Genomic DNA, 14,145 nt, shown 5'->3' with positions numbered 1-14,145 from the left:
CTCGCGCCCTCTTGATTTGGCCCATCGGAAGCTTGAGACTGGCTCATGCTCGCCGGGTAGGGAAGTTGGCTGATGAGCGAGATCAGGCGCTTCGGCGCCTTGCTGAAACGGCCGATGCGTTCGCTTCGTTTCGCGCACATGACCGCCGATGCAACACGGACGCCACCGATCCTGTGTGCGAGCATCGGTCGCGTCGGCTCGAGCCTGTCATGGGACGCGCTTGTCCGCAGCCGCGCACGCGCCTTGCTGGGGGATTATCACCCGACCGACTGGCGCCGCATCAGCGCGATGCGCTGGGACTTGAACGGCGCGCGGCTGGCGCCGGGCCGGGTCTACAAGACGCATGATTTTCCGTACGAGCTCGCGCTGGACCAGCCGATGCGTATCCTGTTCCTGTTCGGTCGGCCGTCCGACGTCGTGCTGTCGGTGCTGCGCTGTCGGGTGACCGAGGGTGAGGCGTGGATTGCCGAGCATCTGCGGCATATGCACAGCCGCGCAGGACTGGACGCGATCCTCGAGCACGACGTGCTGCGCGTTGAGGAGCAGATCGCCGCGTGGCGCGCGCTGCGCGGCGCCGATGTGCTGAGCCTGAAATATGACGCGCTGTGGGATCGGTGCGCCATGCTCGGCGACTTCATGGGGTTCGATGTGGCGCTGCCGGTGCGGGTCGAGCGTTCCGTCACCGATCTCGATCCCGATCTCATCGCGCGGGTACGCGCGGCCTATGCGACGCTTGATGCCAAGGTCGCGGCGCTGCCCGATCATCAGTTGGTCCGCGAGGGGATCTGATCTCGGCACGGCGCGGGATCGGCGCGAAACGCGGCGATCGCCTGGCGGATCGCGTCGAGCCGCTGCCGCGCGGCGGGATGATCCGGCGCGCGCAACAGCGCATCAGCGAGCGGATCGCGCCATAATCGCTCGCGGAATGCCAGCGCGTCGTCGAGCGAATAGCCGGCACAGCCGATGATCGGTACGCTCAGCCGATCCGCTTCCAGCTCCGCTTCGCGGCTCAGCCTCGCGCTGCGTCCGAAATATCGGCCGACGCCACGATGCATACCGAGCCGGGCGAGCCGCTGTCGGTGGGCGAGGATATTGTGCGCCAGCTCGTGCGCCAGCACGATGGCAAGCGCGGCATCATTCGCGGCCCGCTCGACATAGCCACTGGTGACCTCGACGTCATGTCCGTCAGCCTCGGCCGTGAGACGCGACGAGGGGCGCACCCAGAAGTGCGTGACGCACCCTTGCTCGGGCAAGAAGGCGATCCGCTGACGCGCGCCGCCGCGACGGATCGTAAAGTCGAGCGTCGCCGCCGCGCTGCGCTCGATCGTTCGCGCGATGAGCTCCACGCGCGCGGTCGCGCTCTGCCCGGTTGCGGGCGCCGGTACCTCGCGATCGTAGACCGCGAGGATCGCGTCGCCGACGCGCAGGCCCGCCGTTTCCGCCGGGCTGCCGTGCGCGACGGCAAGCACCGCCAGCGCGTCATCGAGCCTGAACGTCACGCGCGCATCCTCGCGGCTCTCCGGCCCATATTCCTCAATGCTGTGCAAGAGGACGCCGGAGAGCATCATCCGTTCGCCGCAGAAGGGCGTTGCTGCACGGGTCAGCCGGTAGCCGGTATCGACCACGCGCTGGTCGAGACGCTGCAGCGTCAGCAGGTCGTTGGCAGCTGACGGAGCATGATCACTGGCGTGCGCGGCGCCGGTTATCGTTGCTGCGATGACGAGCAGCAGGCGAAACCGGGATCGGCTCAACGCTGCGCCGCCTCGGCCAGGGCGTCGGCGTAGATCGCTTCGAGCATCGCTGCGTTGGTCGAGGGATCGTAGCGTTCGTTGGCGCGGCAGCGGGCGGCCTCGCCCATCTGCGCGGCGGGGGCGGAATCGGCCAGCATCTCCTCGATCGTCCTTGCCAGCGCCGCCGGATCGCCCGGGGGGAACAGGCGACCGGTCACACCGTCCTCGACCAGTTCCGCCAGCGAGCCGATACGCGACGCTACGACCGGAGTCGCGCGGGCGAACGCCTCGAGCAAGGTCATCGGGAAACCTTCGTACAACAGCGACGGGATCGCCAGCAGCGCGGCACGTGCGATGCGATCGCGTGCGACCTCGGCCGGCAACGCGCCAGTGAAAGTGACATTGGCCGGCGCGGCGGCGCGCCAGCGGCCATCCGCGGTGCCACCGATGACGGTGAAGCGATGGTGCGGCAGCAGGCGCGCCGCATCCAGTAGCGTATCGACGCCTTTTTCCCGGACAAGACGCCCGACAAACAAGATGCCGTCACGCGTGATCGGGACGGCGGCAGGGGCGACCGATTCGACGAAGTTCGGTTTGATCACGAGCCGCTCGCGCGGGAGTCCGCCCTCGATCAGTTTCGTGCGTGCGAACTCAGTCAAGGCGATCAGCCTTGTGCCGGGCTGGTCCCAGATGCGGCGGCGACGGATCAACTGTTGCATCGCCACGACGGCCGCTGAGCCGACGACCGAATCGCGATAGCAACGGTGGCGTAGTGCCGGCCAGCCGACTCGGCCGACACAGCGCTCGCATACGGCGCCATCGCGCATCAGCACGCCGTTGGCGCAGATCGCACGATAATTATGCAAGGTTTGGACGACCGCCGCGCCGGCCTCGCGCGCGCCGTCGATCACGCTGGGCGAAAGCAGCGGAAAGAAGTTGTGGATATGGACGATCTGCGCGCCGGTGCGCTCGACCAGGTGTCGTGCCCAGATGCGTCGTGACGGGCGATAGGGCGTGCCGAGTGCGGCGCGCGCCTTGGCGGCCGGTCCGGCGATCCCGGCATTGTCGACCTCGATCAGCGTCACTTCATGGCCGCCCGCGCGCAACAGTGCGACCTCGGCGGCGACCACGACATCCTCGCCGCCCGGTGTCTGGTACCGGTTGTGGAGGACGAGCACGCGCATTCTATCTGTCGCCGGTGTGACGGGGAGCGATCATGTGTGTGGAGATCAGCGCGAACACCGCGAGGCAGTTGAACGAGATGAGAAAGAAATTCTCCGCCGTCATGGCGATGGACATGAACAACAGCACGGCGACTGCCGCGTTGCCGCTGCGGCCGAGGCGGACGAGCATGACGAGCAGGACGACTAGCCCGACCAGGCCAAAATCGTAGAGCCAGCTGAGATATTCGTCATGCGCCAACAACGGCCCCACAGGCAGCGTGCGGGCCGTGGTGACCAATGTCTCGACCGCGCCGGCACCATGTCCGAGCAATTGCTCGCTCAGGCTGCTGCGCGCGTAATCATGGATGATCAGGTCATAGATCGCCGCGCGGCCGACGCTGATATAGGCGGCGTCATAATCGCGCACGAAATTCGTCGCGATGAAGCTGAACAGGTCGCTGAGGTAAAAGGCGAGCAATGCCATCGTCGCCATCGTGCCGAGCAGGATGCGTCGCAACACCGGTACTGCCCGATCGCGCCATAGCCATTGCACGGGGAGCAGGAGCATCGTGACGACAAGCGCGGCGCCCATCGCGTTACGCTTGAAGAAGAACACGCAGGCGATGCCGGCGAGTGCCGCCAGCCCAAGGCGCGAAAAGGCCACCAGCCATACCGCGAACGCGCCGAACGTGACGCTCAGGATCGATTCATAGGGCGAGTCGGTCGACAGGAGGCCGCCCGCCTCCACGTCGCCGGTCTGGGTGGTGAAGATCAGCGCCACGATTGCCAGCGCGACGAGGAACGCAAGCAGCTGTCGTCCGGTGGCGTAGAAGCGAAAGATTCCCGGGGCCATACACACCAGCGGCAGGCCGATTTTGCGCAGTGCGAAGGCGTCGCCGTTCTGGTTGAGCAGCACGCTGAACACACCGATGGCGCCATAGACCACCATGAACATCACCACGTCTCGGTTGATCTCCGGCAGGCGGCCCGCGATCAAAATGGTGATCGCCGCCATTGCCGCGGTCGCGATGGCCGGCAAGATGGGCGCATAGATGCGATTGTCATTCGCGATCATCACGAAGAAGATGACGACGGAAACCAGATAGGGCGCGCCGAACACCCAGAAATTGAGCAACGGCCGCCCCACCCCGGACGTGGCGGGAGACGGCGCCGCGATCGGTTCGATAGCGGTCAGTGCGGTCATTTCGCCCGCTCGGTCAGGATCAGCCAGACGAAGCGCGGCGCGAGCACGAGATAACGTCGCCACAGTCGGCGCGGTTCGGAAATCAGCCGGTGCAGCCATTCCAGCGTTGCACGCTGCATCCAGGGCGGTGCGCGTCTGACCTCGCCGGTGATGAAATCGAATGCCGCGCCGACTCCGATCAGCGTCATGCCGGGAAGCGCCTGGTGGTAGCGGTGCATCCAGCGTTCCTGTTTTGGTGTGCTCAGGCCGACCCAGACCACATCGGCGTGCGTGGCGACGATCGCGGCGAGCGCTTGCGTCATGGCCGCCTCGTCGATCTCGCCGAACGGTGGCGAGGTGTAGCCAGCCACGACCATGCCGGGAAAGCGACGAGTCAATGTGGCGGCCATTTTCTCGGCAACGCCCGGTTTGCCGCCATAGAAATAATGCCGCAACGCCGTGCCGCGCCCGGCATCGGCCAGCGCCTCGACCAGATCGGCGCCGGCGACGCGGCCCGTCGCGCGATGGCCACGCAGACGGGCAATATGAACCAGCGGCAAACCGTCGGGCAGATTCATTGCTGAGTCGCGATGAATTTCGAGGAGCTCGGGGTCGTGCCGCGCCAGCATGAGGCCATGCACGTCACGCAGGCAGACATAACCGCCATGTCGTGCCGCGGCGCGTTGCAGCAGATGGGCAGTCGCGCCCGCGAGATCGGTGATGGCGATCGGCGTGCCGAGAATGTCGGTGCTCATCTGCGCGGTCATGCCGGTCGTCCGGCAAGCGTATGACGCGCGCTTCGCGACAAGGCGGCGACGATCAGGATCGTCGTCACTGCGGCGAACACGCCGAAACTTTGCACCGGCGGCAAAAAACGCGTCGCGACCAGCCAGCCGAACCCGGCGACCAGTACCGCAGCGATGACCCGGTGCGCGAGCCAGGCGCCGTCAAGCACGAGGTAGGCGATCGCCGCGAAGCAGCGATAGAAGGTGATCGCGCCGAACAGCGCGAATAACGGCATGAGCAGCCAGCCACCGGCCGGTGGCGCGAGATGCAGCCAGTGTTGCGCGTAGAATGGCCCGATGACGCTCAACCCGCCGGCAATGCCGATCAACGCCACCGCGCCGGCCGCATAGGCCGCCTTGATCGCGTCACGCTGGCGGCGGTCGCCGGCGTCGGCCCATTTTAAACGGACGAAGCCGCCAAGCGGCATCAGGACCATCATCAACGGTGTCAGGCACATCTGGAACAGCCGGTTCTGTGTCGCGAACCACGCGGTGACCGATGCGGTGGAGGTTGCCTGAAGATAGATCACCACGACGCTGAGCGCGCCCATCAGCAGCCCCTCTGCCGCGCCGAACGACGCGCCGGTACGCAGCATCTTGCGGGGATCGACGGCACGCCCGCGCAGCAGATAGGGCCGCGCGCGCAGCAGCAACGCGCCATTGGCGATGCTCGCGACCGTCGTCGGCGCGTGGAAAACGGTCGCGGCGAGCAGCACGTGATGTCGGAAGGGCGGGGCGAGCAGCAGCAGCGCGTACCAGAAGAGCTGCAATCCAAGCCCCAGCCCGGCGGTCCAGTAATGCTCGTTATAAGCCAGCCGGGCATTGTCGAACGTGCCGTTGCACGCTGCCTGGACGATCGGCAGCAGCGCCACGCAAACCAGGGCCGGGCTATTGCCGCGCCCGATCATGAAGATGACGGTCAGTATGATCAGGCCGAAGGCGAGCGAGAAATTGACGATGGCCAGGCCGAGAAAGGCCGCCGCTTCGCCGGCGCGGTCGCCGCGCGAGGCGGCGTCGCCGATCAATCGCACGCCGAGTATGCCGGTGCCGCCCATCGGGATACTGGCCAGCACGCCGACAGCGAGCGCGGCGAACAGTGCGGCATAGCGTTCCGGTCCGAGGCCCGCGATCAGCAGCGGCAGGATGAGGAAGACCATCGCCAGGCTGGAGATGCGCGTCAGCAGGTTGGCGCCAAGCGACCACCCCAGCTTGCGCCGCTCCCGATCGGCGAAGAACGCGCTCATGCCGCCAGATCCGTCAGCGTGGCGGCATCTGCGATGTGATAAACGGGAACGGCGGCATCGGCCGGGCTGTCGCGCTGCGCGGACGGCGCATGCCAGATCGCCGGCATGTTGCCGAGGAACACCGCCCAGCGCGAGAATGTCGAATGCGAGCCGACCAACAGCGTGGCGCCCGCCATCGCGAGCAGTTCGTTGACGTCGTCGCTCGAATGCCCCCGACTGGCATGGCTGAGCGCGAGTAGCGGCCTCAGCTCGGCATCGCTGCCATCCGAGAAGATCCTGACCGGTAATTGCGGTCGCAACGCGTGCAGTCGCCGGATGACCGCCAGATACCAAGCGAGCGGCAGGCGCGTATTGGCTGCGTGGCGCTCGTCCGGTCGACCCGTCGATGACGGTTCGAAATCACCGAGCCGGACGTGGACGGCGACATACTGCCCGGCGCCCCAATCGAGCGCCTGGAGCGGTGGGCGACGCATGATCTCGACCAGTCGGCGGCGCAAGCGTGCGCGGTGCGGGCGGAGATCGGTGAAGCTGAAATCATCGCTGCGCAGGACGATCAATGGTCGACTGGTGGCAGGCGGCGAGCTGTCGGCGCGCGCCATGCGATGTTCAGCGCGGGGCAGCAATGCCGCGAGCGCCGCGGCTTTGGCGACGCCGGCAAGTTCGTCGGCGTGCGGGCGGAGCATCGTGTGATAATGCCGAATTCCGCCATCGCCGCGCAGCTTGGCGTTGAGCGCCAGCGACCGCCATGACGGGGCGATCACGCGGCGGCTCTCGCGGTCGGCGAGCAGCACGGCGCGGCAATAGGCGAACAGGCAATTGCCCAGTCCGGCGCCGTTGATACGCAGATGACCGAGATCGAGCGGTGCGGGAAGCGATGGGTAGATCATGACAGCCGCCCGGCATCGGCATGCGACGCGAACGCGACCATCGCGCGATAGGCCGTGGCCGACGCGTCCAACCCGCGCCCGGCCATCGCAGCCCGCCCGGCCTCCGACAGGCGATGCCATGCTGCCGGATCATCGAGCAATCGCGAAGCCGCCTGTGCCCATTGCTCTGCGTCCAGCGGCAACACCCGCCCGGTCACCTCATCGATCACCAGATCGTCGGCGGCCCCCACAAAGGGCGAGACCAGGCACGGCGTGCCGCACTGCATCGCCTCATTGCACACCAGCCCCCAGGGCTCGCGCCGCGAAGGCAGCAGCAGCAACCGGGCGTCGCAGAACACGGGCAGCATCTCGTCCCACGGCACCGCCTCATCGTGCTGCAAGGCGACGCCTGATTCGGTCAGCGCCGCGATCATCGCTTGCTGATCGGGTCCCGTGCCGACCACCCGGACGCGCAAACCCGGTCGCATCTGGTTGAGCCGTATCGCGACCTCCGCGAAGAAGCTGGCGTTCTTGACCGCGTTGCTGATCTCGGCGACCCAGAGCAGGTCATGACCTCGCGATGCCATGTCCGGCACATCGCTCGGGCCATCCCAGGCCGGCACCAGCGGCATGTGAAAGATGCGTCGCTCGTCGATGCCCGCGGCGCGGAAGAATGCCGCGCCTTTGGCGCCGCAGGTCAGCACGGCACGGCATTGGCGCAGCACCAGCGGGCGGAACAGCCGATGATAGGCGCTCATCGGCATGTCGCGCACCCCGCCATCGACGCGCAACGCAACCGGCGTGCGGGTCAGGCGGGCCCAGGCAAGGCCGAGCAGCATCGAGGGATAAAAGCCGTTCAGCACCAGCAGATCGGGTTTGAACCGTGACAGTGTGCGAAAGATGCCATGATTGAGATAGGCAAAGCGGCGCGGCCCGACCTCGACCGAATATCCGCGCAGCACCTCGTGCGGAAAGCCGCTCTCGCCGGCGAAGTGCCAGTGCCGATTGCGCTCGCTGCGTGTGCACGACACCACCGCGAAGCCGAGACCATCGGCGCTCAACCGATCGAACAGCCGCCGCGTGTACGGCGTCACCATATTGTTCAACTCGACGGCATCAATCGCACGGCGTGCGCTCATCGCACCGCTCCGGGAATCGAATCCGCGCGAGGGCAGGCGGGACATTCCGTCATCCCGCTGGTCGGATCGCGACATTGTCGATCTCGATCGTCGCACCAACCGGCGTGCCGCCGCGTGCGCGGATCACGAGGTCCTGACGCGCACAGCCGGTGGGCACGTCGATTGCGGTGGCGAGGTGCAGCCGGTCGCTGCCAAGGGCCCGCAGGTTTGGATCCTGTTTCGTCAGGTCGAGAGCGTTTTCTGGGCAGCGGACGACGATCGCGAAACCGGCGAGGTCCCGCTCGCTCGGTGCAGCGATGTCCATGGTCAGCGCATAACGCCCTGGCGCCAGCGCCAGCGTCTCGGTCGCCAGCGTTGCCGCGACCCCGGCGTCGCTTCGCGCCCGCAGCACTGCGCCCGATCCATCGGGCGCCGGCTCGACCGTTGCCAGGCCGGTCGCATCGGGGTCGATCGCCCATTCGAAGCGCGGCATGGCAGGTGCGCTGCGCCGCGCGAGCGCCACCGCGAAACCCCCGTCATAGACGTGGTTGCCCGACTGGCGTCCGGCGCGTGGCGCCCGCGCATGCCATAGATCGAAGGCCGGTCCGACCTGCCCCAGTTCGAGTAGCCGTTCGACCAACGGAAAAAGCTCGCGGTCGCTGACCGGCTGAGACGTCCGGTCGATCTCGCCGATCAGCGCGATCACGCCAGGCAATTCCGCCGGCGCGCTGCGTCGCAAATCGAGGAACATCAGTTCGCGCCAGTCCGGCTGGTCGGTGAGCCGGCCGATCAGGCTGCGTCGAAACGCGTCGTCGCCGGCCATCGCGCGGAACGCAGCAAAGACCTGATCGGGTACCGTCGCACGGCGCACCAGCGCGTCGGCGCGTTGCATCGCGGTGTCTTCGTCGCCACCGTACAGCGCCATCTGCATGGTCCAGAGCTGGGTCGGATTGTCGCGCCATCCGCCCAGCGCGGCGGCGTTCATCGCGCGCAGGCCGGCTTCCTCTTGGCCCAGCGCCAGTTCAGCCATACCGGCGACGCGGATCGCGCGCGTCTGGATCGGCGACAGGCGCAAGGCCTGCCGGGCGAGTGTGAGCGCTCCGCCATAATCCTTCTCGAAATAGAGCTGTTGGGCCCGCAACGACAGGCGTTCGGCATCGGGCGCGAGATTCGCCGCCCCGGCATGGTCGCCGCCCAGTGACATGCCCGCCGCGACGCTGTTCGCCAGCACGAGCCACAACAGGCCTGCCGCAGCCAGCGCTACCACGCCGCGTGCGAGATTGCGCCCCGGCATGTCAGAACCGATCCGATACCAGTTGCGGCAGCCAGCGCCGCGGCCGCGCGCCATATTCGTAGCTGTACCCATAATTGCCGTAACCGGCCGCGCGCGGATTGAACATCGTCAGCACGATGCCGAGGACCTTGCCGCGCGTGCTTTGCAGTCGTCCCAGCGCCGCACGAGCGCGACCGCGGTGCGACTGGCTGGTGTCGACCAGGAAGACGACGCCATCGACCGCGCCGGCGAGCAGCGGCGCGTCGGCCAGGCCGAGCACTGGCGGGCCGTCGATCACCACCAGGTCATAGCGGTCGGAAAAATGTTCGATCACGGCACGCGCCTGGGCCCGGCCATAGAGATCGGCCGGGTTAGGCGGCAGCGATCCGGCCGACAGGAAGCCGAGATTAGGTACATCCAGCTCGACAACATGATCGGCCAGTTTCGCCGTGCCGTTGAGGATGTTCGAAAAGCCCGGGCCGGGCTCGATCCCGAGGAGGCGCGCGAGCGAGGGCTGGCGCAAATCGCCATCGACCAGCAGGACTCGCTTGCCGACGGAGGCGAAGCTGCGCGCGATCGCGTAGGAGGTGGTGCTCTTGCCCTCGCCGCTCTGGCTCGAGGTAATCAGTAGACGGCGCGGCGCACCGCCATCGCCGGCGAATTCGAGCGCGGTGCGGAGCGAGGAATAGGCCTCGGACAGGTTGGAGCGCTGATTTCCCAGCACCTCGATCGGCGCGGCCGCGATGCGCGGTACGGTGCCGAGCAGCGGCAGGCCGAGCTTGCCCTCGACATCGTCGGGGGTGCGCACCGCATCATCGAGCGCCTCGCGCAGAAATACCAGGGCAGTTGCGGCTACGATCCCGAGCAACAGCGACAACGCCAGGTTGAGGAAAGGCTTGGGCCATGCCGGTGTGAGAGCCGGCTCGGCGGTATCGACTATCGTAATGTTGTTGGCGGTGACATTGGCAGCGGCGCCAACTTCCTTGTAGCGCTGCAGCAGCGCATCATACATCTCGCGGTTGGTATCCACTTCGCGGCGCAGGATACCGTATTGGACGCTGCGATCCTGCTCGGCGAGCGTGTTCGACCGTAGCCCTTGCAGGTCACGCTGCACCGCCTGCTCCTGGCGCGCCGCGACTTCATAGGTTTCGCGGATCGAATCGCGGATCGACGCGGCGAGCCGGGCGATCTGGCCATCGGTCTCGTCGAGTTGTGCCTTGGCCTGGCGTACCGTCGGATGGTCCGGCAGGCGGGTTTCCAGCTCCTTCTGGTAATCGGAGGCGAGTTCCGCGCGGGAGCGCATCAGCTCCTGGATCGCCTGGTTGCCAAGGACCTCAGGCAGCTGCATCGGCGAGACGGTGCGGCTCCGCTCCCAGCGCTGCTGCGAACGGAGCCGCTCGGCCGTCGCCGCGGTCAAGGTGTCGTTCATCGTCACCAGGCTGGAGGTGATCAGGGAACGCGCGCGCTCGCCCGGCGCCCCAAGCGCTGGTCCCGTATCGATCAGTCCGGCCAGGCGCGCGTAGAGGATCACGGCGCGCTCCGATGCCTCGAGTTTGGTCTTGGCCTGGCCGAGCTGCCCTTCGAGAAAATCGCGCGCATAGGAGGATGCGCGGAAGCGTCGCTCGAGATTGTCGGTGATCAACGCCTCGGCATAGGCATTGGCGACACGCGCCGACAGCGCGCGATCACGGCTGCGGAAGGAGATCGACACGACGCGCGAGAAATGCGGCAGGGAGAGATCCAGGTTGCTGTGCAATGTCTTGATGGCGATCTCGCGCTGCTTGCGCGCCTGTTCGGCCGGTGTGCCCTTGGCTGCGATCTTCACGCCCATCGCATCGAGGAACGCGGTGCCGCGGAAGAGTTGCAGCCGGTCACCGACGCGGATCGCCAGCGACCGGCTGTCGAGGATGTCGAGCTGGGTCTGCAGGAAGCGCTCGGAGTCGGCGATGCTCGCTTCGCCTGGCTGGAGTTCGTCACTCTTGAGGACTCGGGTCGATTGCTGCTCGAGCTGCAACGAGGCCGTGGCGCGAAAGATCGGCGTCATGATCGCTGTGATCAGGATCGCACCGAGCAGGAAGATGAGCACGCAACCCAGGATCAGCCAGCGATTACGCCGCAACACCTGCTTGATCCGCTCGACGTCGATTTCGCGTTTCCCAATGCCACGCGGCTCCGGTGTGGCCGACGGGGCAACGGCAGTGTCGCTTGCCTGTCCGTCCGCTGCCAAAGTGAGGTTCCTGAACATTCGATCCCGCTTGCTGCCCGATCGGGCTCAGAAGTTGTTGAAGGCGGAGAACACCCCGAGCACGGGCAAGGCGACGAGCAGATCGCGAAAGGCCCCTTTCCCGGTCGAGAAGGGCACCACGACGAGGTCGTTGCCGATGATTTGCGGGTCGGGCATCGCGCCCCGACGAATCTGATTGATGTCGAACACCGCGTACTGGCGCTGGTTGTCGATCGTCCGGAAGATCACCACCCGACCGAGCCGTGCGGTGCGATTGGGGCCCTTGGCCAAGGCGAGCGCCTGCAACAACGTTACCTCGCCCTTCAGCTCGAACACGCCCGCCTGTATTACCGAACCCTCGACCGTGACCTTTTGCGACACGGCGGAGACGACGATGATCGAGACTTGCGGATCGCGCAGATAGCGCCGCGCCAGCCGCGTCTGGACCTCGGCCGCCAGCGCGCCAGAGCTGAGCCCAGCCGCGTGTACGCTGCCGATCAACGGCAACAGGATGTTGCCGCTCGCATCGACTTCGACATGATCGAGCGTCAGGTCCTTTTCCTGGAAAGTGTTGATGCTGAGCGTGTCGCCCGGCCCGATGCGATAATCCTGCACACTGGCTTCGGGGTTGGGGGCAGGGAAGTGGGTATAGGCTTCGCGCGACGGGGAGCCGGCCGAGGTCGATGCACAGGCCGCAAGGGCCAGCGGCAACAATCCGGCGACAAGAGGCTTGTATTTCATCCTCGATGCTCCGCTTCCGTGATGTGTCGCGCCCGGTCGATACCGTCGGCATTTGCCGCTGCATCGCCCATGGCGGGGATGGTGTGGCTGGCCGAGTTGAGCACCAGGCACAGCAGGATGAAGATGGTGGAGAGCCCTTCGGTACGCAGCGGATAGTCCACGGCCGAATGAATCAGCAGCAAGGTCAGGCCTGCTAGGGCGAACCAGCCGGCACGGCCGGAAGGTGCGCGCAGCAGGCGGCGGACTTGCAGCCCGAGCCAGACCAGGAGAGCGGCCACAAGCGCCAGCGCGGCGGCACCGCCCTCGATCAGCAATTGCAGATAATCGTCATGCGCCGCGTTGACGAGCAGCGGTGTGACGTGGCCCAGCCCCTCTACCTGTTGATAGGCCAGCGCGAAGGTGCCGAAGCCGCTTCCGTACGGCCATAGGCTCCGCGCGAGATACCATGCGTCGGGCCAGATTGCGTAACGGAGGTCCTGGTTCGCACTGAGCCGTTCGAACGGCTGCCCGACGAGCAGCCAGCCGATCGCGATCGTCACGATCGCGGCCAACGCGACCAATGGTAACCGGTGCCGTACGCGTCGCCCGGGGCGGCGGTCCGCCAACGACAGAGCGATCGCGATGACCGCGCCCGGCACGAACAGGCTCGCGCCCATACGTGATCCCGTGGCGGCGACGCCGGCACCGAACAGGATCACGGCAGCGCAGGCGAGCGCGAACTGGTGGCGCCTGAGCCGTTCCTGGGTCGGCGCGAGAAAATAGAGCGCGATGCCCGCCGCGAGCGCGCCGAGGCTCAGCAAATCCGCCTGATGATTGCGGTTGGAGAATAACCCGGTTGAAACCAGCACGCGCTGGTCGCCGTAGAAATACAGGCTGCTGTCGATCCCGGCGATCAGCTGCAGCCAGCCGAACAGCAGCGACAAGGTGGCCAGCGCGAGGAGCAGCAAGAGCAGGCCGCGTAGCGCCGCGCGATCGAGCATCAACCCGACAACCAGCATGCCGGTGGCGGGAAGCAGCATGAAGGCGGATTGCAGTGTCGCCTGCGGGTCCTGACTGAGCGGGTGCCATGGCTTGCCGCCAGGTCCGGCGGCGAGCATCGCGACGCCAACCGCCCGACCCGGGAGCGCCGACCACAGCGCATAAGGCAAGGGGACCAGCTGGATGACGATCAGCGCAAGCGTCGCGCCGGCGAGCGCCAGCATCGCGCGGGCACCAGCCGTTGCCACCAGTGTCCGCCAGTGCAGCGCGCCAAAGGCGAGTGCGATTACGCCAAGCGCCTGGGGAATCGCCTGCACGAAGGTAAGGAAAACGCTCTGGCCGCCGAACAACACCGCGCTCGCCAGAAGCAGTGCGGCCATCCGCGCTGCGTTGGCGCCTGCGCCCTCCGTGTCATGTTGCACGGCGCGGCTGAGCGAGCGCATCAACACCGGCTGCCTCCCGCCGCGCAGCTCGATGGAGGGCAGCAAAAAGGGCGCGACGGCCTGGTCGTCGCGCCCCGATTTGGCCGAACGTCAGTGTTTAGCGGCTGGCGTTCGAATCCTGCTTCGTCGCCAGATAGACCAGCGCGCCGAGACCCACTGCCGCACCGAGCACGATCGGAATCGTTCTGCCATCCTTGTTTGTATCCTGCAGCTTTGGCGTGGCACGACTGACCTTGAGCGCCGCCTTGGTGATCGGTCGCGCTTGGGTGGCCCGCACCGCTCCTGCTGCAAAAGCGATCGACGAGGAACACAGCGCCAGTGCCGCCGCGCCCAGAGTGATGATCCGTATCTTCATCCCAGACCTCCGTAAAATCGCGGTGAATATGCCTGACGACCG

Annotated in this window: 13 protein-coding genes; 1 reads left to right on the top strand and 12 read right to left on the bottom strand. The window is 66.6% G+C overall.

Annotated elements, in window-relative coordinates:
• Positions 1 to 72 precede the first annotated feature (72 nt).
• A complete protein-coding gene (locus tag WC729_RS01875) occupies positions 73 to 789 on the top strand; it encodes a hypothetical protein (RefSeq protein WP_372848961.1) in 717 nt (238 codons plus the stop codon).
• On the opposite strand, the gene WC729_RS01870 is transcribed toward WC729_RS01875, so the two are convergent.
• From WC729_RS01870 to WC729_RS01815, 12 genes are all read right to left on the bottom strand, one after another.
• Positions 765 to 1,751, bottom strand: a complete 987-nt coding sequence (locus WC729_RS01870) for a hypothetical protein (protein WP_372848959.1) — start codon at positions 1,749 to 1,751, stop codon at positions 765 to 767. The genes WC729_RS01875 and WC729_RS01870 overlap by 25 nt on opposite strands.
• A complete protein-coding gene (locus WC729_RS01865) occupies positions 1,748 to 2,914 on the bottom strand; it encodes a glycosyltransferase family 4 protein (protein ID WP_372848957.1) in 1,167 nt (388 codons plus the stop codon). Before WC729_RS01865 ends, WC729_RS01870 begins: the two co-directional genes overlap by 4 nt.
• 1 nt (position 2,915) lies before the next feature.
• The gene (locus WC729_RS01860) at positions 2,916 to 4,097 is read right to left on the bottom strand and encodes a hypothetical protein (RefSeq protein WP_372848955.1); all 1,182 of its coding nucleotides are present in this window, start codon (positions 4,095 to 4,097) and stop codon (positions 2,916 to 2,918) included.
• Positions 4,094 to 4,843 carry a WecB/TagA/CpsF family glycosyltransferase gene (locus WC729_RS01855; protein ID WP_372848953.1) on the bottom strand — a complete coding sequence of 250 codons (750 nt, stop codon included), beginning with the start codon at positions 4,841 to 4,843 and terminating at the stop codon, positions 4,094 to 4,096. The genes WC729_RS01860 and WC729_RS01855 overlap by 4 nt, the downstream gene beginning before the upstream one ends.
• Entirely contained in the window at positions 4,840 to 6,105 is a 1,266-nt protein-coding gene (locus WC729_RS01850; protein ID WP_372848951.1) for a hypothetical protein, read from the bottom strand. Before WC729_RS01850 ends, WC729_RS01855 begins: the two co-directional genes overlap by 4 nt.
• On the bottom strand, positions 6,102 to 6,992 hold the full coding sequence (locus WC729_RS01845) for a hypothetical protein (RefSeq protein WP_372848949.1): 891 nt from the start codon (positions 6,990 to 6,992) through the stop codon (positions 6,102 to 6,104). The genes WC729_RS01850 and WC729_RS01845 overlap by 4 nt, the downstream gene beginning before the upstream one ends.
• Positions 6,989 to 8,110 (bottom strand): glycosyltransferase family 4 protein, encoded by a 1,122-nt coding sequence (locus WC729_RS01840; RefSeq protein ID WP_372848947.1) that lies wholly within the window; start codon positions 8,108 to 8,110, stop codon positions 6,989 to 6,991. Before WC729_RS01840 ends, WC729_RS01845 begins: the two co-directional genes overlap by 4 nt.
• 49 nt (positions 8,111 to 8,159) lie before the next feature.
• Positions 8,160 to 9,383 (bottom strand): hypothetical protein, encoded by a 1,224-nt coding sequence (locus WC729_RS01835; protein WP_372848945.1) that lies wholly within the window; start codon positions 9,381 to 9,383, stop codon positions 8,160 to 8,162.
• A 1-nt stretch (position 9,384) separates the two neighbouring features.
• Complete coding sequence (locus WC729_RS01830; protein WP_372848943.1) at positions 9,385 to 11,607, bottom strand: GumC family protein; 2,223 nt, start codon at positions 11,605 to 11,607, stop codon at positions 9,385 to 9,387.
• A 27-nt stretch (positions 11,608 to 11,634) separates the two neighbouring features.
• On the bottom strand, positions 11,635 to 12,327 hold the full coding sequence (locus WC729_RS01825) for a polysaccharide biosynthesis/export family protein (RefSeq protein WP_372848941.1): 693 nt from the start codon (positions 12,325 to 12,327) through the stop codon (positions 11,635 to 11,637).
• Entirely contained in the window at positions 12,324 to 13,685 is a 1,362-nt protein-coding gene (locus WC729_RS01820; protein ID WP_372848939.1) for an O-antigen ligase family protein, read from the bottom strand. Before WC729_RS01820 ends, WC729_RS01825 begins: the two co-directional genes overlap by 4 nt.
• A 160-nt stretch (positions 13,686 to 13,845) precedes the next feature.
• Positions 13,846 to 14,103, bottom strand: a complete 258-nt coding sequence (locus WC729_RS01815; protein WP_372848937.1) for a hypothetical protein — start codon at positions 14,101 to 14,103, stop codon at positions 13,846 to 13,848.
• Positions 14,104 to 14,145: the final 42 nt, after the last annotated feature.

Origin of the sequence: Sphingomonas sp., assembly GCF_041661825.1 — a bacterium.
GTDB lineage: Bacteria > Pseudomonadota > Alphaproteobacteria > Sphingomonadales > Sphingomonadaceae > Sphingomonas.
Note: the sequence above shows the minus strand (reverse complement) of the source record. Positions and strands in the feature narration are given on the sequence as shown.

Excerpts from the sequence above, each read along its gene's own strand:
- WC729_RS01875 (WP_372848961.1), top strand. The coding sequence starts at position 73 with ATGAGCGAGATCAGGCGCTTCGGCGCCTTGCTGAAACGGCCGATGCGT.
- WC729_RS01850 (WP_372848951.1), bottom strand. The coding sequence starts at position 6,105 with ATGAGCGCGTTCTTCGCCGATCGGGAGCGGCGCAAGCTGGGGTGGTCG.
- WC729_RS01835 (WP_372848945.1), bottom strand. The coding sequence starts at position 9,383 with ATGCCGGGGCGCAATCTCGCACGCGGCGTGGTAGCGCTGGCTGCGGCA.
- WC729_RS01830 (WP_372848943.1), bottom strand. The coding sequence starts at position 11,607 with ATGTTCAGGAACCTCACTTTGGCAGCGGACGGACAGGCAAGCGACACT.
- WC729_RS01820 (WP_372848939.1), bottom strand. The coding sequence starts at position 13,685 with ATGGCCGCACTGCTTCTGGCGAGCGCGGTGTTGTTCGGCGGCCAGAGC.
- WC729_RS01815 (WP_372848937.1), bottom strand. The coding sequence starts at position 14,103 with ATGAAGATACGGATCATCACTCTGGGCGCGGCGGCACTGGCGCTGTGT.
- WC729_RS01865 (WP_372848957.1), bottom strand. The coding sequence starts at position 2,914 with ATGCGCGTGCTCGTCCTCCACAACCGGTACCAGACACCGGGCGGCGAG.
- WC729_RS01825 (WP_372848941.1), bottom strand. The coding sequence starts at position 12,327 with ATGAAATACAAGCCTCTTGTCGCCGGATTGTTGCCGCTGGCCCTTGCG.
- WC729_RS01840 (WP_372848947.1), bottom strand. The coding sequence starts at position 8,110 with ATGAGCGCACGCCGTGCGATTGATGCCGTCGAGTTGAACAATATGGTG.
- WC729_RS01845 (WP_372848949.1), bottom strand. The coding sequence starts at position 6,992 with ATGATCTACCCATCGCTTCCCGCACCGCTCGATCTCGGTCATCTGCGT.
- WC729_RS01855 (WP_372848953.1), bottom strand. The coding sequence starts at position 4,843 with ATGACCGCGCAGATGAGCACCGACATTCTCGGCACGCCGATCGCCATC.
- WC729_RS01860 (WP_372848955.1), bottom strand. The coding sequence starts at position 4,097 with ATGACCGCACTGACCGCTATCGAACCGATCGCGGCGCCGTCTCCCGCC.